Source organism: Agreia bicolorata (assembly GCF_000938265.1).
Taxonomy (GTDB): domain Bacteria; phylum Actinomycetota; class Actinomycetes; order Actinomycetales; family Microbacteriaceae; genus Agreia; species Agreia bicolorata.
Genome location: NZ_JYFC01000003.1, coordinates 285,665 through 305,738 on the forward strand (window position 1 = coordinate 285,665; position 20,074 = coordinate 305,738).

The following is a 20,074-nucleotide window of genomic DNA, read 5'->3' on the forward strand; positions in this document are numbered from 1 at the left end:
ACATACTGGTGCGTCAGGACAGGGTTATGCGGAGGGTCGACGGCGTCAGAGTCGAGCCGGAGAGAAGCAGCCTGGTGCCCGGAATATCGTCGTTGCCCCCGACGTAGCCGAAGATCTCGCCCTCGTCGAAGTCAGGATAGACGTCGTCGAAGCCCGCAGCCTCGATCGTGGCGCCGGAGCCTCCGCCGAAAGCAGCGACCTCGGCAGTTGCCCCGCTAAGCCACCAGCCCGTGCCTGCATCGACACCGCTGAGAGGCTCCGCTCCGCTCACGGCGAGCTCGCCGTCGAAGACCAGCTCCACGGCGTAACGAGTCGCGACGCCCTCGAATGAGAAGCCGAGGCTCACCCCCCGGTCGTCGACGGTGGCGGTCACGACCGTGGTCAGCGCCATGGCATCGACCGAACGATTCTCGAAGTCCATCGACGCGAAGTAACGCCCCTCCGACACCGGCTCCGACAGGTCTCGTGGCGACCCGACGGGCAGTGGCTCGTAGTAGCCGGAGCGGCGCGTCTCGCGAAGTACCGCACCATTTTCGATGCGGTCCAGGCTCTGCGGCCGGATGCACCCTATCGAGAAGAAGGTCGGGGCGAGCCGAACGGAACGAAGAACCGCACTGCCACGACGCGCCCTCACCAGCGTCGCCGAGTTGGCGAGACCGGAGGAGATGCGCCCGGTGCGCGAGAAGTCGCTGCCGGCGAAGAGCGACGCCGACACAGACCCCCTGCGCACGCGCAACAGCTTGCTTGCCTCATAGAACGTCTCATGGGCGAGCGGCGCTTCGACGGCAAGCGGCAGACGCCGACCAATTGCGGGATGCCGGAGGAGTTCCGCGAGGTGACGCCCGGGGTGTCGCAGCCCTCTCGAGACGATCCCCGCAGCCAGCCCGGCCAACTCGCCGTCACCGTGCTCGATCGCCAGCTGCCGAAGCGGAGACAGAAAGAGCTCGACGTCGTAGCCGAGCCGCTGGTCCTGTCTGCGGGAGTGCACGTTCTCGACCTCGCCGTCGTCTTCGACGAGTGCCACATAGGCCCGGAGATTGCGCAGCACAACGTCGCGAAGCTCCGGCTTGTCGAGGTCTCGGGCGATGTTCAGAAGACTCGGATTCGTGACCTCGGCCGCGTAGATTCCGCTTCGTTCCGAGTACAGTCCGTCGGCGTCGATGTCGATGCCCTCTGCCAGCCAGAGCTCCGCGCGAGCGCGCACCTTGGCATCCGGCCAGAGCGCATTGAGGCCGGCGAGCGCGCTCGCCACCTCCCAGCGGTGATTGGGGGTGTGCACACCCCCGGTAGCCAGGGCCGGTGCCGCGCGCATCGCGATGTCTTCGAGTTGCGATCGGATGCTTGACCAGGGACCCCGCAGAGAGTCGCCGGCGCCGTCGATCAACGACACTGCCGAACAGAGATCATTGATCGTGAACGCGGTGTCAGGGGGCGATTCGAGATTGCCCTCGCTCGAAAATAAGCCACCGACGCCTTGCATGCCCGCGAGGGCATATACAAAGCGCTCTGACGCCTCGAGCCATCGGGGGGGCTCCTCTCCCTCACCCGCGATGTCTGTCGCCACGAGCACGAGCACTGCGCGCATCAACTCGCGATGCCCCCAGCTCGCCATGTCGTCTGCGTCGGTCGACGCCAACTGGGCGGCTTGAACGAGGGCGCCCTGAAACAGATCGGAGACGAAGTCTTGGTCGACCAGGGCCTCGTCCTGTCCGATCATATGCAGAAGGGTTTTGCTCGTTATGCTCATGCGTTGTCGGCCTTTCGGATGCCGTCGGCTGGCTGGATGCGGAGGGTGACGACCTCGAACGGCCTCAGCTCCACAAGGAACCCGCCGCCGGGTTCGCCGAGAAGCACGTCGGCATCACCGATCGGCCGTTCGAGCAGATCCACGATCGTGCACGACTCCGTCGCGAAGCCAGTCTCGATCCTGACACTCGATCGCCGCCCCTCGCTCTCGTACAGCCGCACGATCACGTCGCCCGACGCATCCGCCGCCAGTTTCACCGTCTCTGCGATGACCGATGTCGTGGAGCCGCTCGTGGGCGAAATAGCAGCGACGAGCCGAGGAGGAACGTGAGCTCCGCGCACGATCCGCGTCGGCGCATCCGCCGCTCGCCCAGCCTTGATGGCATCGGCGATGTCGGGGGCCACAGTGAGAGTGCTGGTGATCGTGTGCAGACCCTGATCGGCCTCGGGGTCGGGAAAGGTCGGGGCACGCAGCAGGGACTGGCGCACGACGGTGACGACGCGACCATCGTCCACCTGACGTGTGACATCGTGACCGTAGAGCCCATCGTTGGCCACGGCTGCGCCGAAGCCAGGCTCGCCGACATGCACCCAACGGTGAGCGCACACCTCGTAGCGGGCCGCGTCCCACGATGTGTTCGTATGCACCGGGCGCGTCACGTGGCCGAACTGCGTCTCGTAGGCGGCCGCCGGCGCGTGCAGATCAAGGGGGAAGGCGAGCTTCAGCAACTTGCGACGCTCGTGCCAGTCGATCTCCGTGCGAATGCGCACCGTGGGCTCGGCTCCATCGAGCTCGATGCGCTGGGCGACGCTGCTCGAACCGAAGCTCCTGCGAACGAACACGGCGTCGCCCTCGCGCCAGACGGTTCCCTCGACGAGGTCTCGGGCGCTCGCCCGATACGATGCGTCGAGATCCCAGGCATCCCACTGGTTCGGTTCGTCTCTGTGCAGCTGCAGCAGATTCGCCCGCCGCCCGTCGGCGATCAGGTTGCGCCCGGTCCCCTTGTCGATCATTCGACTGATCGTGCCGTCGGCCTCGACCACGACGAGTACCACATCGTTCTCGAGCACGAACGAGTCGGCATCGGTGAGCACTGAGTCGGCAAGAGCTGAGGGGCTCGCGCTGCTCGTCGTGCCCATCGCACCAGGCGACTCTTCGTCGACGACACGGCCCGAGCGCGCGGGAACGCCTCGCACGGTGACCGACGAAGCGTTCAGCGCGATCGCCACATCGCCCTCGCCGGTGAGGTGCCGCAGTGCGGTCGTGATGATCTTCTCGGCCCGCTCCGTGACCTCGGCGTGGTTGGCCTCCGCCTCACGGTGAACCCAGGCGATGGCCGTTCCGGGCAGGATGTCATGAAACTGCAGGAGCAGAACGGTACGCCACAACTCGTCGAGCTCGACGCCGGGATACGACGCGCCCGTGAGCACGGTGGCCGCGGACGCCCAGGTCTCTGCCTCGGCGAGCAGTCGCTCGTTGCGGCGGTTGCCCCGCTTGGTTCGGGCTTGAGAGGTGAAGATGCCCCGGTGGAACTCGAGGTACATCTCTCCCGACCAGACGCTTGGGTCGACATATTCCGCCTCGGCCTCGGTGAAGAACTCTCGCGCCGTAGCGAAGCGCAGCCTCGGCGATCCCTCGAGATCTGCCTGCAGCCGACCCGCCGCCATCATGTCGCGAGTGGGCCCGCCTCCACCGTCTCCGTAGCCGAACGGCATAAGCGAGGTGCTCGCCATTCCGTGATCGCTGAAGTTGCGATTGTCGCGGGCCAGTTCGGTGGGGCGCATGTCGCCACTGTAGGTATTCACCGGGGGAAAGTGCGTGAAGATCCGCGAACCGTCGATGCCCTCCCAGACGAAGGAGTGGTGAGGCATCGCATTGGTCTCGTTCCAGCTCATCTTCTGGGTGAAGAACCAGCGCAGGCCGGCCTGGCGCAGCAGCTGCGGCAGCGCACCGGAGTAGCCGAACGAGTCCGGCAGCCAGCCGACGTCTGCTGCTTCACCGAACTCCTCGACGAAGAAGCGACCGCCCTCGAGGAACTGACGCGCAAGCGACTCTCCGCTCGGCATCGTGACGTCGGATTCGACCCACATGTTGCCCACGGGCACAAACCGCCCCTCGCGCACACGAGCGGCGAGGCGCGAGAACAGCTCCGGATCTGCGACCTTCACCCAGGCGTACTGCTGAGCCGACGAGCAGGTGAAGTTGAGCTCGGGATCACGATCCATAAGGTCGAGCACATTGGAGAAGGTGCGGATGCACTTGCGCACGGTCTCGCGGGTCGGCCACAGCCACGCGGAATCGATGTGAGCGTGACCGGTCGCCACGATCCGATGAGCGGAGTGCGCTGCGGGCGCCGCCAGAACGGGCTCGAGAACAGCCCTCCCCGCCGACACGCTGCCGCCGAGGTCATCGGGATCGAGGGCATCCAGCGCCGTGCCGAGGGCAAGAAGGATGCGGAGTCGGCGCGGGTCAGACTCGGCGAGTTCGGCCATCAGCCCCCTCAGCACCCTCAACTCAAGCTCGAACGACTCGAGCTCGACATCGATCAGTCGCAGCTCGAGCGGGCCAATCGTGTAAAGCTCGCCCGAGGGGGCGGTGCTGCGGTCACCGAAAGGAGTCGGGGCAAAGGCCCGCTGACTCTTGAAGTCGTCGCCGCCTGAGAGATCGGGATTGGACGCGGCCTCGACATAGAACTCGAACGTCTCACCCGAGAGCACGTCGAGCGGCACATGGTGGTTGCGTGGTTCCAGCCCCTTGACCGCACGGCCCGAGGGAGTGCGAACGAGTCCCTCACATTGGAAGCCCGGTTTCGACTGAGAGAACCCGAGGTCGAGGGAGAGTTCGACGCGGTAACGACCCCCCTGCGCCAGCCAGTGTTCGGGTACCGCGCCAGTGACGTGCAACCAGGTCGTGCCCCACGGTTCGCCCCACCGGGTGCCTCTGGCGACCGGCGTGAAGCTCGCGTCACGTGCTGCCGAGAACGGCACCGGTTCGCCGGAAACCGTCCAGGCACCGGCCTCCACCGGAATGGACTGGGAGACGATTGCCGCGGGCAGAAATTCGCCGAGAAAGCGATCGACCCTCGCGGCGGACTTTTCTTGATCGAGGTGCATGGGAGTCAGTCGCGCAAGCCCGTGTTGATATCGGAACTGGTGATGTACTTCTGAAAGACCAGGTAGAGCAGAACAAGCGGAATCATCGAGATGACAGAGGCGGCCAGAAGGATGGCCCAGTCGATGTTCTCCGACCCGATCAGGGTGCGCAACGCGATCTGCAGTGTGAAATTCTTCGGGTCACTCAGAATGATGAGGGGGAAGATGTAGTCGTTCCAGCGCCACTGGAACGAGATGATGGCCAGCGTCAGCATGATCGGTCTTGCCAGAGGCAGCATGATCCGAAAGAAGATCGACAGCTCTTTCGCGCCGTCCATTCTGGCGGCGTCGAGCAGTTCGTCGGGCACCGTGATGAAGAACTGCCTGAACATGAACACTCCGGTGGGCGTCAGGATCGAGGGCAGAATGACACCGATGAGTGAGTTGTAGAAGCCCAGGTCGCGTACAACGGAGAAGGTGGGGTTCAGGATGACCTCGCCGGGCAACATGGTCATTGACAGGATGCAGAGAGCGAGAACCGACAGCCACGGTGCGCGGTACTTCGCGAGCGCATACCCCGCTGTCGCACAGAAGAAGACAGTGAGCGCGGTCGTGATGGTCGCCACGACGATTGTGTTTCCGAAGTAGCGCACGAAGTCGATACGCTCCCACGCTCGCGCGTAGCCATCGATCGTCCACTCTCGGGGAAGGAAGGAGAGCGGATAGGTGAAGAGCTCGCCACCGCCCTTGAAAGAGGAGAGCAGGAACCACAGCAGTGGAAAGGCCATGAGCACGGCGAGCACCCAGAGCATGGTGGTGGGCAAGATAGAGCGACGGATTTCACCGGACTTCTTGCGAGTCACGGGGCGGGAAGACCGACGGATTCGTGCGCCCATCGAGGAGGACATCGTCTCGGTCGCCATTACTGATTGGCCTTCCTGTTGATCGCGAGCTGGATAAGGGCGATGACCATCAATATGACCAGAAGCACCATCGAGGCCGCGCTCGCGTAACCCACGTTGGATTGGGCGAAGCCCGTCTGGTAGATGTACTGCACGATGAGCTGGTTCGAGGTACCCGGGCCACCGTTGTTCAGCGCCTGGATCATTGCGAACTCCTTCATCTGACCCAGCGTCGACAGAAGGATCACAAGAACAGACGTGGGGGCGATTCCGGGGAGAGTGATGGACACAAAGCGTTGCCAGCCGTTGGCCCCATCGAGCTCAGCGGCTTCGTAATACGACTTCGGCACGTTGTTCAGGGCCGCGATGAAAAGAAGCATATTGAACGCCGCGCCTGCCCACGCGGAGGCCACGATGACCACCATGAGCGACAGGTTGGGGTCTGACGACCATGGCACCGCGCCGCCGCCGAGCGAGGTGATCACGTAGTTCACGAAGCCGAAGTTCTCACCGAACATCCACCGCCAGATCACACCGGTGACGATCGGGGAAACGAGCCACGGCAGGAAGAAGATGATGCGGGCGGCCGTCTTTCCCCGCGCCCGCAGATTGGTGAGGGCGACCGCGAGGGAGAGAGACAGCGCATATCCGAGAGGCACGGAGAACGCCGTGTAGATGAGCGTACGACCGAGGGCTGCGTAGAACGTGGGGTCGCTGGCCAACTTGGCGTAGTTGTCGAGGCCGACGAAGTTCATCGGCCCGAACCCGCGGTATGAGGTGAACGAGTAGGTCAGACCCAGCACACCCGGCCACAAGAAGAAGAGCCCTAAGAGAACGATCACGCCGGCCGACAACAGCAGGGGTGTCAGGCGATAACGCCGCTTGACCCTGCGCCGTCGGGAAGGCGAGGTGCCGACGCCTGCGTCGACCGGCGCATCCTTGGCTTTTGCGCCAACGACGCTACGCATCGTGCTGGTCATGTTCTCTCCTCGGGTGGGATCTGCGGGGGCTCAGGATGGGGGCGGGTGAGGGCGGGGCCCGGTGCGCCGGGGGTGGGGCGGCGCACCGGGACGAGGACTAGCCGAGCGCTGCCTTGGTCGCCGCGGTGATCGCGTCGATCGTCTGGTCGATCGACTGCTCACCGCTGAGGTACTTGATGGTCTCGTCCTTCAGCGGCTCGACGTCGAGACTCTTTCCCTCGTACCCCTGGCGCAGTTGGTCGGTGGTCTGCACTGCGGACACGGCCGGCGAGGCGGCGATCTCTGCGTTGTACATCGCAAACGATTCGGCGTTCTTCGGATACGAGACGTTGAGTCCACTCACCGACGGCAGGCATCCCGCGATTTCGCAGTACGCGGTGTAGTTCTCGGGCTGGTACAGCCATGAGATGAACTTCGTCGTCGCGTCGTCTTTTCCACGACCGCTGAATCCGACGATCCACGATGCCGCACCGTAGTTCGTCGCCTTGACCGGCTGTTGCGGAGTCGGAACGGATGCCCAGGCGAAGTCCGTGATGTTCGCCTGGAAGTCCGCGACCTGCCACACGCCGGAATAGTAAGCCGCTACCTGCCCACTCTTGAATGTGGCGCTTGCGTCGTCTCCGGCGGTCCAGACCGACTTGGGCATAAAGCCGTCGTCGTTCATCGTCTTGAAGTACTCGAGAGCGGTCTTGGCCTGGTCGTCCAGCGTGAAGTCGTCGCCATCCTGCACAACACCCTGGCTGCCGAACTCGTAGAGGAACGAGCGCAGGCGGTGGGCTGACGCATCCATCGTGAGTCCGTACTGGGCTCCTGCGCCGGACTGAACCTGCTTGGCTTTGGCAACGAACTCGTCCCACGTCCACGACTGGCTCGCATCGGTCGGGTAGCTCACGCCGGCCTTGTCCCACAGGTCTTTGTTGATGAACATGCCCACCGAAGTGAGGCTGGAGGGAAGAGCCTTGACCTTGTTGTCGGCCGGGTCTTCGACAGTGAGAGTGGGAAGCACATTGGCGTCCTTGGCGATACTCGTGAGGTCGAGCAGCTGATCCTTCCACAACGGATCGACGTTCGCCGCCGCGGCGATGTTGGGAAGGTCGTCCGCCTGGGCACTGTTGCGCAGACGGGTGGTCAGATCGTCTCCCGGAACATCGACGATCTCGACCTTGGTTCCGGTCTCCTCGAAGTACTTGTCGGCCATCTTCTGGTAGCCACCGCCCTGCGTCGCATCGCCGGAGAGCACGAACTTGAGGGGGGCCGACTCGTCACTCGAGCCGGATGAGCACGCGGTCATGGATGCCATTAGTGCACCAACCGCGACAACCGTCGCAGCGACGCGAATTCTGTGATTCACAGGGAGCCTTTCATGGGGCGAGAGAGGGCGAAGCGCTGTCTAACATCGCTTCTCAGTTGATCTTTTGTATCAGTGCAATGGTTATCTGGTCAACGCGCAGGGCACACGACTTTCAGAAATTTTCTCCGCTGAAACACTGGTTTACAAACAGGAAATATGCGATCCACTCAGTGGAGCCGATGCTTTGCAGGGAGCTTGCAGGCGCAATAAAAGCATGCTTTATTATCACTGTGAGGCAATGATGCACCCGATCGCCTCGCGAAAGGATGGACCCCTCCTCACCTGCCACTGCCGAATGAAGAGAACCGGAGAGTCGTGCCTTCAAGCGCTCAGCCGCCCCGCCACCCGTCGTCGACCGCAGAAGCGCGTGACGATGAGGTGTCGCTCACGGTCGTCGGCATCGACGTCGGCGGAACGAAGACCCATATCCGCGGTGTCGATACCACCGGATCGGTCTCCGAGATCGTCGTGCCCTCTGCCGAGTGGCGGAGAGGTTCCCTCTTCTCCGATGACGACAACTTCGCTCGACTCAGCAGCGCCGTGCATTCACTCGGCGTAGTCGCCTCAGACACGGTCGTGGTCGCCGGGGTGCACGGATGTGACACCGACGAACAGACCATGCTGGCCACGACCAGACTTCGCTCTCTGCTGAACGCCGAGGTGACCGTCGTCAACGACGCTCTCCTGCTGCACCACGCCACCACCATTAGGCCGACCATCGAGATGATCGTGGGAACGGGTGCCGTGATCAGCGGAACGACGGCCACCGGGGCTCGTGTGACGGTGGATGGCTACGGCTGGCCTCTCGGCGACAAGGGGAGTTCGCACGCGCTCGTCTCTGCCGCACTGCGCGCCACCCTCGATGCCTCCGACAAAGGACAGGTCGACCAAGACACGCTGTTCCCCGCGATGCTCTCCTCCTTCGACGCCCGCAATGCCGCCGAGCTTGCAGAACGGAGTGCCTCGAACGCTGGCGGGGCCTCCTGGGGCCGGCACGCATCCGTCGTCTTCGATCAGGCCGAGGCCGGGTCGCGGGTCGCGTGCGACATCATCGACCGGGCCGCATCCGAGCTCGCCGATGGAGTCGCCCACGCCGTCAGACGGGGCGCTGTCGGGCGCACGGTCGTGGCGGGCGGCGGCGTGATCGTGAACCAGCCGGGCTACGAGGCGGCCATCAGGGGCCATCTCGAGCGGGTTCTTCCCGGGGTCGAGCTGCTGGTCGTGAGAACACCTCCCGTGCAGGGCGCCGTGCAGTGGGCACGAGAACTGCGCGCGGCTCTCGCCGAGCGATCGGTCGTGGGGTCGTGATCTATCCCTCTTTCGTCAGCCCCCTCACCTCGCTGCGGGTCATCGTCGCCGCAGACCCCGCGGCTGCGGCCGAGCTGGCCGCCACACGAATTCTGACTCTTCTCCATTCGAAGCCGACGGCCGCGCTCGGCGTGGCCACAGGGTCGACACCCTCACCCGTCTACCGTGCCCTCTCGAGAGCCCAGCTGGCTGAACCGCTCGATCTGAGCCGCGCGCGAGCCTTCGCCCTCGACGAGTACGTGGGCATCGATGCTCGGCTGCCGCAGAGTTACCGCAGCGTCATCGACGCTGAAGTGACAGAACCGCTGGGTTTCCAGCGCAGCCACGTCTCGGTGCCCGATGGCTCAGCCGCCGATCTTGCGGCAGCCGCGCGCGACTACGAGGCGGCCATCGATGCCACAGGCGGCGTCGATCTGCAGATTCTCGGCATAGGCCACAACGGTCACATCGGGTTCAATGAGCCGGGCTCGGCGCACGACTCTGTGACGCGTGTTGTGACGTTGACGCAGGAGACCCGCAAAGCGAACGCCAGGTTCTTCGACGACAACATCGAGCTTGTGCCGCGGCAGGCTATCACCCAGGGCATCGGCACGATCCTGAAAGCTCGGTCAATCGTTCTGCTGGCCTTCGGCGCCGGCAAGGCCGGAGCCGTCGCCAGGGCGCTCGAGGGCCCGATCGAGGAGGCGAGTCCCGCGTCCGCGCTCCGAAAGCACTCAGACGTCACCATACTTCTAGACGAGGCAGCAGCATCGATGCTGAGCTGAGAGACCGACTGGCACACTCACGCCGACCTCACGCACACTGAACCCGGGCACGCTGTCGAAAGAAGAGATCGATGAACACGAAGAAGAAAACGGCAACGACCCGGGTCGTCACGCAGATCAACCGAACGGCCATTCTCGATGTGCTCGAGGAGCACGGTCCTCTCTCTCGCAAACAGATCGGCGCCAAAACCGGGCTGAGTTCGGCCACTGTCGAACGCCTCAGCGCCGCGATGCTGACTGAAGGCGTCCTGGCACAGGAGGGCATCCAACAGTCCTCCGGCGGGCGCCCATCGAATCTTCTCCGAGCCGCCGGTGAATCACGAGTGATCGCGGCCGTCGACGTGGGGTGCGACCGTGCCCTCGGAATTCTGCGGGACTTCGGCCGTGAGACAGTCGTCACCGAGATCGTCGAGTTCGACGAGGATCCCGCCACCGGCGCGGTCTCTGCCTCGACCCGGCTTGCGGGCACCCTGGCCTTGACCGAGCGGCTCGTGCAAGCAGCGGAGCGAGAGAAACGCGAGCTGATGGGCATCGGTATCTCGGTGCCGGGAATCGTGCACGACGGGCGCGTGATGAACACCGTTGAACTCGGATGGCGCGACATCGCGCTCGAGTCCATCGTCGCCGCCGCGACAGAGCTTCCCGTGCATGTCGAGAACGATGCCAACTCCATCGCCTTCGGTGAGTGGGCCCTCGGCGCTGGCAGGGGAACCCAGAGCGCTGCTTCCTATCTGCTCGGTGACGGCGTCGGCGCCGGCATCGTGAACAACGGAGAGATCTATCGCGGATTCCGCTCAGCCGCGGGCGAGGTCGGCTTCCTTTTCACCGAACGCGGCGCGCTGGCCCGCTACTTCACAGACCAGGGTGATCTCGAGTCGAGAATCGCGGGCATCGCCCGCAGCCACGGCCAGGTACGCCTGGCGGCGCCGGAGGCCATGCAGAGGCTTCTCGACGATGCCGCAGACAAGGTCCCCTCGGCCAAGGAGGCCGCAGACGAGCTCTTCGATCTGCTCGCGTTCTCCTGCGGCGCACTCGCCACCGTGCTCGACCCCGAGGTCATCGTGCTGACCGGACACCTTGCGCGGCATCCGGAGTTCGCGATCCGCGAGATCTCGGCGCGTCTCGTCGGACGCATTCCCTTCCCCCCACGACTCGTAGCAGGAACGCTGGGCGACGAGGCCGCGCTCCTGGGTGTGGCGGAGATCATCACGAGACAGGTAAAAGGGTCGACGTATCTTGCGTGATTCGTCGACCAAGACGGCGTTCTCCAGCGTGCGGCTCGGAATCCTTCTCGCCTATTTCTTCAATGGTCTCGCCCTCTCATCGTGGATGGTCCGGCTCCCCGGGATCCGCGAGGGGCTCGACCTCTCGGTTTCCGAGGTCAGCCTGTTTCTCAGCGCAGGCGCCATCGGCACCCTGCTGACCGTGACCTTCGCCGGTGCCGCCGTTATGCGCTTCGGCCCGCTCCGCACCTATCAGGTCGCCACGATCGCTTTTGTGCTCGCCTACCTCCTCCTCGGCCTCTCCATGCAGGTGGGCGGCCTTCCGCTCCTGCTTCTGGCGAATGTGCTGCACGGCGCGGCCTTCGCACTCACCAACGTGCCTCAATCGATCCTGGCCGCGGCGAACGAGCGAGCGGTGGGGCGCACGATTCTGCCCCAATTCCACGCCGGCTACTCGATCGGCTCAGCGGTGGGCGCCGCCGCGGGAGGGGCCGCGGCAGCGCTCGGATTGGCTGTGCTTCCGCAACTCTTCGGGCTCGCGGTTGTGGCTGTCGTCATTCGTCAGATCGTGGCTCGGCTCGCGCGCCCTCTCGCCCTTGAGGTGCAACAGAATCACGTTGCGGCCGCACAAGCGCTGCCCATCGCCAAGGGCGCATCGCTTCGTGTCTGGGGCGAGTCGCAGACACTGCTTCTCGGGCTGATCGTCTTCGCCGCCGCCCTCTCAGAGGGCGCCGCCAACAACTGGGCGGCCCTGTCTGTGGTCGATGCCTTCAGTGCACCTGAGAGCGAAGGCGCCATCGCTTTGACCGCGTTCCTCGTCGCGCAGACCGCGGTGCGCCTTGTGGGCGGGCCGGCCATCGACCGCCTCGGTCGACTGACAATGCTCCGCCTCTCCGGCGCGGTCTCGATCGTCGGCCTCGGCGTGTTCGCGCTCGCCCCCTCTCTGCCCCTGGCTGTCTGCGGTATGGCCCTGTGGGGGCCGGATCCGCCCTGAACGTGCCCATCGGTATCGCCCTCGCCGCGGCTGATCCGCTTCGCGGCCCCGCAAAGGTTGCCGCGGTAACCTCGCTGTCATCGATAGCGAACATCGTCGGCCCTCCCGCGATCGGAGCCCTGGGCGAGCGCATAGACATCCGGCTCGCCATGGCGTCGATCATCGCCGTTATCCTCGGGGCCGTCGCCGTTTCCGGCCGAGCCGTGCGTTCCCTTCCCCGACTCTGAACCATCCACCGCAATGAGAAAGACTCTGGCCATGACAGCATCCCCCGATCGCGAAGCCTCTCTTTCGGCGACCGAAGCGTTCGTCGCCGAGCTCGCCGACCCGAGGCCGGGCCGGGGATCACTCGCGCCCCGCGCACACCTGTCGAGCGACGCTCCGAGACTCAGCCTCGACGGCCAGTGGATGTTCCGCCTGTCGCCTTCTGCACGAACGGCGCCCCAGGATGGCTGGATCCAGGGCACGGCCGCGAACGATGACGCGTCATCGAACGCGTGGTCGCCGATCACGGTTCCCGGTCACTGGAACCTGCAAGGACACGGCTCTCCCGCGTATTCGAACGTGGACTTCCCGTTTCCCGTCGACCCGCCGCACCCGCCTGACGCCAATCCCATCGGCGATTACCTGCTGGTCTTCGATGCCGACTCACCTTTTCTGGCCTCGCGGAGCATCCTGCGGTTCGACGGCATCGAGTCGGCCGCCACGATCTGGCTCAACGGGGTCGAGCTCGGCACGACACGGGGCAGTCGGCTGACCCACGAATTCGAAGTGAGCGGGGTCATCCGGTCCACGGCGAATGTGCTCGCCGTTCGGGTGGCCCAGTTCTCGGCCGCGTCCTACATCGAAGATCAAGACATGTGGTGGCTGCCGGGCATCTTCCGCAGCGTCACCGTCGAGGCGCGGCCCGATGGCGGCATCCGCGACGCCCAGGTGCACGCCTCCTTCGACGCGGGAGACGGCTCCGGTCGATTGAGAGTGGAGGTCTCTCTGGAGCCGGGTGGGTCGGATCAGGAGGCCCTCGTGTGGGCGCCGACCCTCGGCATCCACGGATCGCCCGCAGGCGTGGAGCACGTGATCGCGACGGTCGAGCCCTGGACCGCCGAGACGCCGACGCTGCACGAGGTCGTTGTCAGAACGCCGAGCGAGACGATCACGCTGCGCGTCGGCTTCCGCTCCATCTCTGTCGAAGACACCGTGCTCCTCGTGAACGGCGCCCCGATCACGCTGCGGGGAGTCAACAGGCACGAGCATGATCCAGAGAGGGGCCGGGTGGTCTCGCTGGCCGCCGCCCGCAGCGAGCTGCTGCTCATGAAGGCGCACAACATCAACGCGATCCGTACCTCGCACTACCCGCCTCACCCCGACTTTCTCGACCTGGCCGACGAACTCGGCTTCTGGGTGATACTCGAGAACGACCTCGAGTCGCATGGCTTCGAGCCCGTCGAGTGGCGAGACAACCCGAGCGATGTCGAGCAGTGGCGTGACGCCTATCTAGACCGCATGCGGCGCACCGTCGAGCGCGACAAGAACCACTCCTCGGTCATCATGTGGTCTCTCGGCAACGAGGCGGGGGTCGGTGCCAACCTCGAGGCCATCGCGGAGTGGACTCACCACAGAGACCCTTCGCGTCTGGTGCACTACGAGGGCGACTGGAGCAGCACCTACGTCGATGTCTATTCGCGCATGTACGCCTCGGTTGCCGAGGTCGAGTCGATTGCCCGAGAAAACGACGTTCCGGCACCGTCCGATGCCACCCCGCAGGAGCTGCATCGACGAGGGCTGCCCTTCGTGCTGTGCGAATACGCGCATGCGATGGGCAACGGTCCGGGCGGCCTGAGCGAGTACCAGCGTCTGATCGACGACTCGCCCCGCGTCGCGGGCGGCTTCATCTGGGAGTGGGTCGAGCACGGCCTCGCAGTAACAGGGCCGGATGGCCGACGCGTAATCCGCTACGGCGGAGATTTCGGCGAGGCGGTGCACGATGGCAACTTCGTGATCGACGGGCTGGTCAGTGCCGATCGTGAGCCTCGACCCGGGCTCGCCGACTTCGCGCACCTCACGGCGCCCGTGAAGATCGATGTGAACGTCGATGGCCTCTCTGTGACGATCGGCAATCGTTACGACACGCTCGGGCTCGACCACCTCGACTTCTGGTGGCAACTCGAAACCGACAGCGGTGTCCTTCGCTTGGGAACTCTCACTGTTCCTCCGACGCCGGCGCATTCGAGCAGCATGGCCACGCTGCCCGCCGAGGCGCGTTTCACGCCGCTCGACCCGGGCCGGATGCATGCCGTGACGGTTATCGCCAGGCTGCGGCAGGCGACATCCTGGGCCCCCGCAGGGCACGTCGTGACCTGGGGGCAATCGGCGGTGCAGCACGTGAACCGCGACACGCCGGCAGCCGGCGGCGGCACCGATGCCGTGCGCCGCACGCCGACGGTGACCGCCGACGGAATCGCTCTCGGCACCAGCCTGATCGACGCTGCGACTGGCCAACTGCTCATGCTGAACGGCACTGCGGTGAGTGGCCCGGCGGTCGGTGTCTGGCGGGCTCCCGTCGACAACGACCGCGGCGTGGGCTGGGACGAACCGGAGCTGCCGCCGCTCGCCACCCGCTGGCACGACGGCGGTCTCGACCGATTGGTTCCCCGCCTACGCGGCATCAGCCGCGACGGCGACACCATCGTGGTCGATACCCGATGGGCTCCTCCCATGCGCGATGTCGGCATCGACACCAGCTTTCGGTGGTGTCACACCGCCCAGGGCCTGCAGCTCGACGCATCGTTCGAGCCTGTCGGTCCGTGGCTTCTCGACTGGGCACGGCTCGGAATAGACCTGGTATTCGACGAGCAGGCGACCCGCCTCGACTGGGTCGGCCAGGGGCCGGGGTCGGGCTATGCCGATACGGGACAGGGCAACCGCTGGGGTCGCTGGTCGGCAACGACCGAGCAGCTGCGCACCGATCACGTGCGCCCGCAGGAGAGCGGCGCACGTCGGGGCGTCAGCGAGGCACAGCTCGAACTGGCCGGTGGACGCGTGATCGAGCTGCGCGCGCACGGCTCAGATCCGGCCGAACAAGAGCTGATCGTGACCGTCTCTCCCTGGTCGAGGCAGCAACTCGACGCCACACTTCACGTCGACGAGTTGATTCCGAGCACCCAGGCCCACCTGTCGATCGACGTTCTGCAGGCCGGGGTCGGCACCGCCACGTGCGGTCCCGGCATCCTGCCCGCTTATCGCGTCGCTCCTCAGCCGGCGCGCCTGACGGTCACCTTCTCGGCAACGTCCAGGTGACTCGGGGCCCTGGAATCGCACAGCGACCGTGATGCATCAGCATCATTTCTGTATCCCAAAATAAATCGAGGGATCGATGCTTGACCGAACGTAGCCCGTAATTTAGACATATAATCAGTTCTTATCATGTTCGAAACCTGCCTGAAACAGCATTCGGGATACAAAAGTAACTACACGGCGATCGCGCCGTACCCATTCCTCACGCTGGGAGTTACACATGACTGCTGTCTCTCGCACCACCGCTACAACCGGCTCCACCGCCCGCACAGGGTCCGGCCACTCCGTCGCATCCGTGCTCGACTCGATCGGATTCACCCGCGCACAGTTCTGGATCTTCCTCCTGATCCTGGCCGGGGAGTTCTTCAACACCCTGGAACAGAATTCGGTCGGCGCGATGGCGACCAACATCAAGGCCTCGTTGCAGATCGGCGATGTGCAGCTCACCGCCATCAATACGGCCACCGTCGTCGGCGGTCTCATCGGTCGAGTACTGGCCGGTTTCCTGGCCGATCGCTACGGTCGCCGCTTCTCGCTCAGCCTGAACCTGCTCATCTACACGCTGGGCGGGCTGCTGAGCGCTCTCTCGTTCAACTACGACATGCTGCTGGTCAGCCGTCTCATCGTGGGTATCGGCATCGGCGGCGAGTTCATGATCGGTATCGTCATGATCTCCGAAATGGTCTCCACCAAGTTCCGAGGCACCGCGATCGGAGCGATCAACGTGGGCGCCGGAGGCCTCGGCAACTTCATCTCCTACGGACTGTTCCTGCTGCTGCTCGGCCCACTCGCCATTCCGCTCGGCGGAGACGACACCGTCTGGCGCTGGTCGTTCGTGATCCTGGCCCTGCCCGCGCTGCTGGTGGTGTTCTACCGTCGACGACTTCCAGAGACACCGCGCTTCCTCCTGTCGAAGGGTCGTGTCGACGAGGCGAACCGCTCCCTCGCGATCATCGCGTCCAACTCACTGAAGCCCACGGGAGCACGACCCCCGGTGGAGCTCACCCCCGATGACCTTCCTCCCACCCAGATGCACTCCAACCCGGCCGTGTTGTTCCGGCGCCCCGTTCTGCGCCGCACCGTCGCCCTCGGCGTCGCGTCGTGGATGGCGTTCGGATCCCAGGTCACCTTGAACTTCTTGATGCCGACCCTCCTGGTAGAGCGCGGCTACTCGGTCTCCGAGAGCCTGCTCTACACGATGATCATGAATGTCGGCTCGCTTCTCGGCGCCACCGCCGCCGCGCTTATGGCCAGCAAGGTGGGTCGTCGAACCGTGGTCACCGCGGCCGGCATCCTCGGGTGCATCACCGCCCTCTCCTTCGCGGCATTCGGAAACGCGACCGGGTCGATCCTCGTTCTGGGAGCCCTCTTCCAGTTCTTCACCATGGTCACCAACACGACCCTCGCGACGTGGACCGCCGAGGTCTTCCCGACCGCCATCCGAGCATCCGGAGCGTCGATCGTGAACGGCATCGGCAACATCGCCGGTGCTGTGATGCCCTTCCTGGCCGTCGCCCTCTACGGCTCATTCGCCTTCGCCGGAGTCTTCGGCCTCGCCGCCGTCATGTACGCGGTGCTGGTCTTCGCTGCACGCTTCGCACCGGAGACCCAGGGGCGAACGCTCGAAGACGTCAACGAGAACGCCTTCGCAACGGCATCGCACTGATCCGAACCCACAGAACCACCACCCAATAGAACGATCGATCCCTCCCGGAGGAACCCATGGACCAGCTCAACATCTCCGCCACAGCCAATGGCCTGAACTACCTGCCCGAGTACGTGGCCGACGTCGGCGGACTCTTCGCCGCGAACGGCCTCTCGGTCACGGCCACCGCCTGCGACCCGTGGACAGGTGTGCTCGACGACCTTGAGTCCGGCGCGGCGGATCTGGCACTCGGGGGCCTCTGGGTTCCCGGCATGTACGCCGGTATGGATCGCCGCCTCACCGTCGTCGGCCAGCTGAACCACGCATTCCCGATGACGATCGTCGCCCGCGATGCCAAGGCACCGATCTCGCTCGACTGGCTCGCCGGACGCGTCGTGCTCGCCCCCGGAGCCGGCGGCAGCGCGCCGTTCGAATTCACGGCCGGCCTCATCCGCGAGGCAGGGCTCGACGTGGCGGCGACACGATGGGTGCGCGATCTGTCCACAGCCATGCTGATCGAGCTCTACGAGGGCGGCCTCGGCGACGCGATCATCCTCGACCTGCTGTCGGCGAAAGAACTCGTCGCAGCGGGCCACGGCACGATCGTGTTCCAGCACCTCGATGCAGGCGTGATGCCCAACAGCGTCTACTACTGCCTCACCGAGCGCGTCGAAGAACTCGGCGACCGCACCGCACGATTCATGGATGCGATAGCCACAGCCATGGAGAGAATCAACGCGGGCACGGCGACCGACGAGATCGAGACTGTGTTGACTCAACGCTTCGGCAACCGCGATCGGGGGCTGCTGCGGGAGGCCGCGGCCGAGATGGCTCTCGGTGGCGTCTGGGACACCACCGTCATCGACCCCGACGCATCCGACCGCTGGATGCGCATCCTCTCCGAGGCCGGCCTGATCGTTCGGGCGCCGTCACTCGCCGAACTCACGGGCGCCCGCCCCGTCGGCGCCTCCTCGTGACCCTCGTCCTCGGAGCCGACCAGCTGACCGAGCTGGTCGGCTCCGTCGACGTGCTCTCGGCGGTCGAGGCGATCTTCGCCGACCTCGGCACGGGGTCGATGCGACAATCCGCACCGACCGCACTGGCGGCTACGGGGGCCGGCGACGCACCCGATGGCGACGCCATCCTGCTGCCGATGGCCGCCAGGTCGGACAGGCTGGGCCTCGCTGCGGTGAAGCTCATGGCCGACATCCCCGACAACGCCGTCCGAGGTCTTCCGACGCAGCGCTCGACCATCATGGTCAGCTCGATCCTGACCGGCGAGTGCATCGCCATTCTCGACGGTGCGATCATCACCCGGATGCGCACAGCGGCGGCTTCCGCGGTCGCCACCCGCCACCTGGCGCGCTCCGACAGCCGCGTACTCGGTCTCGTCGGTGCGGGCAAACTCGCGATCGAGCATGTCCGCGCGATCCGATCGGTCATGGGCATCGACGACGTCGTGGTCTGGTCTCGCTCGACAGACACGGTCGAACGCTTCATGACGTCGCTCGATCCCGGGCTCCGTCGCACGATCGTCGCGCCAGATCCCCGCTCAGTGGTGGAGAACTGCGATGTGCTGTGCACCCTGACACCGTCGATCCACCCGATCGTCGAAGGCGCCTGGCTGCGCCCGGGGCAGCATGTCAACGCGGTCGGAGCACGGCCACGGCCGACACATCGGGAGCTCGACGGCGCGGCCATGGCCCGCGGAACTCTGATCGTCGACAGCGCCGCCACGGCGCGCGCCAAATCCGGCGATCTGCTGGAGGCAATCATCGACGGCGCCCTGCCCGCAGACGTGACACTGCGAGAACTCGGTGCCGTGATCGCCGGCGTCGAACCCGGACGGACGCGCGACGATGAGATCACCGTCTTCGATTCCGTCGGGCTCGCCGCGCAGGACCTCGCGGTCGCAGCCGAGGTGATCGAGTTGGCACGCATCCGCGGCATCGGCGACGACGTTGCCATCTCCGCGGCGCCCTCGTTCGGTTGGAGCCGTCCGGCGGTGACAGCGTGATGCGCATCGCCGTCGTCAATTGCAACACCACGGAGTCGATGACCGAGACGGCAGCCGCCCGCGCGCGCCTCGCCGTGGGCCCCGACACGACCGTGGTCGCCATCACTCCCTCTTGGGGCGTCGAGTCCGCCGAGGGCTGGTACGACAGCTTCATCAGCGCGGCCGCGGTGCTGCACACTCTGGAGAGCCTCCCCGCTGACATCGACGGGGTGGTCATGGCGGGTTTCGGCGAGCATGGGCGTGAGGGTGCCAGGGAACTGCTCGACATCCCCGTGGTCGACATCACCGAGGCCTCCGCCCACCTGGCCATGCTGCTGGGCCGACGTTACGGCGTCGTGACCACGGTTCGCCGGGCCGTCGGCCAGATCGAGGACAGCCTCACAACGGCCGGATTGCTCGGCCACTGCGTCGCGGTCGAGGACACGGGTCTCGGCGTTCTCGAGATCGACGCCGACCCCATCGCGACAGCAGACGCCTTCGTCGCTGCGGGTGAACACGCCATCGCGCGAGGAGCCGAGGTCATCTGTCTTGGCTGCGCGGGCATGGCGGGCCTCGAGGAGCACGTGCGTGATCGACTGCCAGTACCCGTGATCGACGGGGTCGCGACTGCGGCCGCTCTCGTGGAGGCCCTCATCCGGCAACGCCTCACGACCAGCAAGCTCGACAGCTACGCCCGCCCGCTCCCGAAGTCACGGCGCTGGCCGGGTGCCGACGACCGAGCGTTGACGACGGAGCGTGTTAGATAGGAACGTCGCCT

15 protein-coding genes are annotated in these 20,074 nt (G+C 65.4%); 10 read left to right on the forward strand and 5 right to left on the reverse strand.

All coding sequences use genetic code 11. The features are described 5' to 3' along the window. Positions 1-13: 13 nt before the first annotated feature. The 5 genes from TZ00_RS08265 to TZ00_RS08285 form a co-directional block, all read right to left on the reverse strand. Positions 14-1,747, reverse strand: a complete 1,734-nt coding sequence (locus TZ00_RS08265) for a hypothetical protein (RefSeq protein ID WP_152631123.1) — start codon at positions 1,745-1,747, stop codon at positions 14-16. Further along, positions 1,744-4,860, reverse strand: coding sequence for an alpha-mannosidase (locus tag TZ00_RS08270; protein ID WP_044440782.1), 3,117 nt, complete (start codon positions 4,858-4,860; stop codon positions 1,744-1,746). Before TZ00_RS08270 ends, TZ00_RS08265 begins: the two co-directional genes overlap by 4 nt. A 5-nt stretch (positions 4,861-4,865) precedes the next feature. After that, on the reverse strand, positions 4,866-5,663 hold the full coding sequence (locus TZ00_RS08275; RefSeq protein ID WP_238579625.1) for a carbohydrate ABC transporter permease: 798 nt from the start codon (positions 5,661-5,663) through the stop codon (positions 4,866-4,868). Between the two features lie 98 nt (positions 5,664-5,761). Next, on the reverse strand, positions 5,762-6,721 hold the full coding sequence (locus TZ00_RS08280) for a carbohydrate ABC transporter permease (protein ID WP_238579626.1): 960 nt from the start codon (positions 6,719-6,721) through the stop codon (positions 5,762-5,764). 97 nt (positions 6,722-6,818) lie between these two features. Next, on the reverse strand, positions 6,819-8,021 hold the full coding sequence (locus TZ00_RS08285) for an ABC transporter substrate-binding protein (RefSeq protein ID WP_044440783.1): 1,203 nt from the start codon (positions 8,019-8,021) through the stop codon (positions 6,819-6,821). Between the two features lie 366 nt (positions 8,022-8,387). On the opposite strand from TZ00_RS08285, the gene TZ00_RS08290 reads away from it, so the two are divergent. The 10 genes from TZ00_RS08290 to TZ00_RS08330 all read left to right on the forward strand — a co-directional run bounded on the left by TZ00_RS08290 (position 8,388) and on the right by TZ00_RS08330 (position 20,063). Beyond that, entirely contained in the window at positions 8,388-9,380 is a 993-nt protein-coding gene (locus tag TZ00_RS08290) for an N-acetylglucosamine kinase (protein WP_161793750.1), read from the forward strand. After that, positions 9,377-10,144: a glucosamine-6-phosphate deaminase gene (gene nagB, locus TZ00_RS08295; RefSeq protein WP_420796229.1), complete on the forward strand. Its 768-nt coding sequence runs from the start codon at positions 9,377-9,379 to the stop codon at positions 10,142-10,144. The genes TZ00_RS08290 and nagB overlap by 4 nt, the downstream gene beginning before the upstream one ends. 71 nt (positions 10,145-10,215) lie before the next feature. Next, positions 10,216-11,388, forward strand: coding sequence for an ROK family protein (locus TZ00_RS08300; RefSeq protein ID WP_044440786.1), 1,173 nt, complete (start codon positions 10,216-10,218; stop codon positions 11,386-11,388). Continuing rightward, positions 11,381-12,361 (forward strand): MFS transporter, encoded by a 981-nt coding sequence (locus TZ00_RS08305; protein ID WP_052521410.1) that lies wholly within the window; start codon positions 11,381-11,383, stop codon positions 12,359-12,361. The genes TZ00_RS08300 and TZ00_RS08305 overlap by 8 nt, the downstream gene beginning before the upstream one ends. A gap of 2 nt (positions 12,362-12,363) precedes the next feature. Next, positions 12,364-12,588 (forward strand): hypothetical protein, encoded by a 225-nt coding sequence (locus TZ00_RS18805; protein WP_152631124.1) that lies wholly within the window; start codon positions 12,364-12,366, stop codon positions 12,586-12,588. Between the two features lie 31 nt (positions 12,589-12,619). Beyond that, positions 12,620-15,658, forward strand: coding sequence for a glycoside hydrolase family 2 TIM barrel-domain containing protein (locus tag TZ00_RS08310; RefSeq protein WP_044440788.1), 3,039 nt, complete (start codon positions 12,620-12,622; stop codon positions 15,656-15,658). A gap of 217 nt (positions 15,659-15,875) precedes the next feature. Beyond that, positions 15,876-17,321, forward strand: coding sequence for an MFS transporter (locus TZ00_RS08315; RefSeq protein WP_078715087.1), 1,446 nt, complete (start codon positions 15,876-15,878; stop codon positions 17,319-17,321). A 56-nt stretch (positions 17,322-17,377) separates the two neighbouring features. Next, a complete protein-coding gene (locus TZ00_RS08320; RefSeq protein ID WP_044440789.1) occupies positions 17,378-18,277 on the forward strand; it encodes an ABC transporter substrate-binding protein in 900 nt (299 codons plus the stop codon). After that, complete coding sequence (locus TZ00_RS08325; protein ID WP_044440791.1) at positions 18,274-19,317, forward strand: ornithine cyclodeaminase family protein; 1,044 nt, start codon at positions 18,274-18,276, stop codon at positions 19,315-19,317. The genes TZ00_RS08320 and TZ00_RS08325 overlap by 4 nt, the downstream gene beginning before the upstream one ends. Beyond that, entirely contained in the window at positions 19,317-20,063 is a 747-nt protein-coding gene (locus tag TZ00_RS08330; RefSeq protein WP_044440792.1) for an aspartate/glutamate racemase family protein, read from the forward strand. The genes TZ00_RS08325 and TZ00_RS08330 overlap by 1 nt, the downstream gene beginning before the upstream one ends. Positions 20,064-20,074 lie beyond the last annotated feature (11 nt).

Coding starts and splice junctions, on each gene's coding strand:
- TZ00_RS08330 (WP_044440792.1), top strand. CDS start 19,317: ATGCGCATCGCCGTCGTCAATTGCAACACCACGGAGTCGATGACCGAG.
- TZ00_RS08285 (WP_044440783.1), bottom strand. CDS start 8,021: ATGGCATCCATGACCGCGTGCTCATCCGGCTCGAGTGACGAGTCGGCC.
- TZ00_RS08270 (WP_044440782.1), bottom strand. CDS start 4,860: ATGCACCTCGATCAAGAAAAGTCCGCCGCGAGGGTCGATCGCTTTCTC.
- TZ00_RS08310 (WP_044440788.1), top strand. CDS start 12,620: ATGACAGCATCCCCCGATCGCGAAGCCTCTCTTTCGGCGACCGAAGCG.
- TZ00_RS08300 (WP_044440786.1), top strand. CDS start 10,216: ATGAACACGAAGAAGAAAACGGCAACGACCCGGGTCGTCACGCAGATC.
- TZ00_RS08320 (WP_044440789.1), top strand. CDS start 17,378: ATGGACCAGCTCAACATCTCCGCCACAGCCAATGGCCTGAACTACCTG.
- TZ00_RS08315 (WP_078715087.1), top strand. CDS start 15,876: ATGACTGCTGTCTCTCGCACCACCGCTACAACCGGCTCCACCGCCCGC.
- TZ00_RS08280 (WP_238579626.1), bottom strand. CDS start 6,721: ATGACCAGCACGATGCGTAGCGTCGTTGGCGCAAAAGCCAAGGATGCG.
- TZ00_RS08265 (WP_152631123.1), bottom strand. CDS start 1,747: ATGAGCATAACGAGCAAAACCCTTCTGCATATGATCGGACAGGACGAG.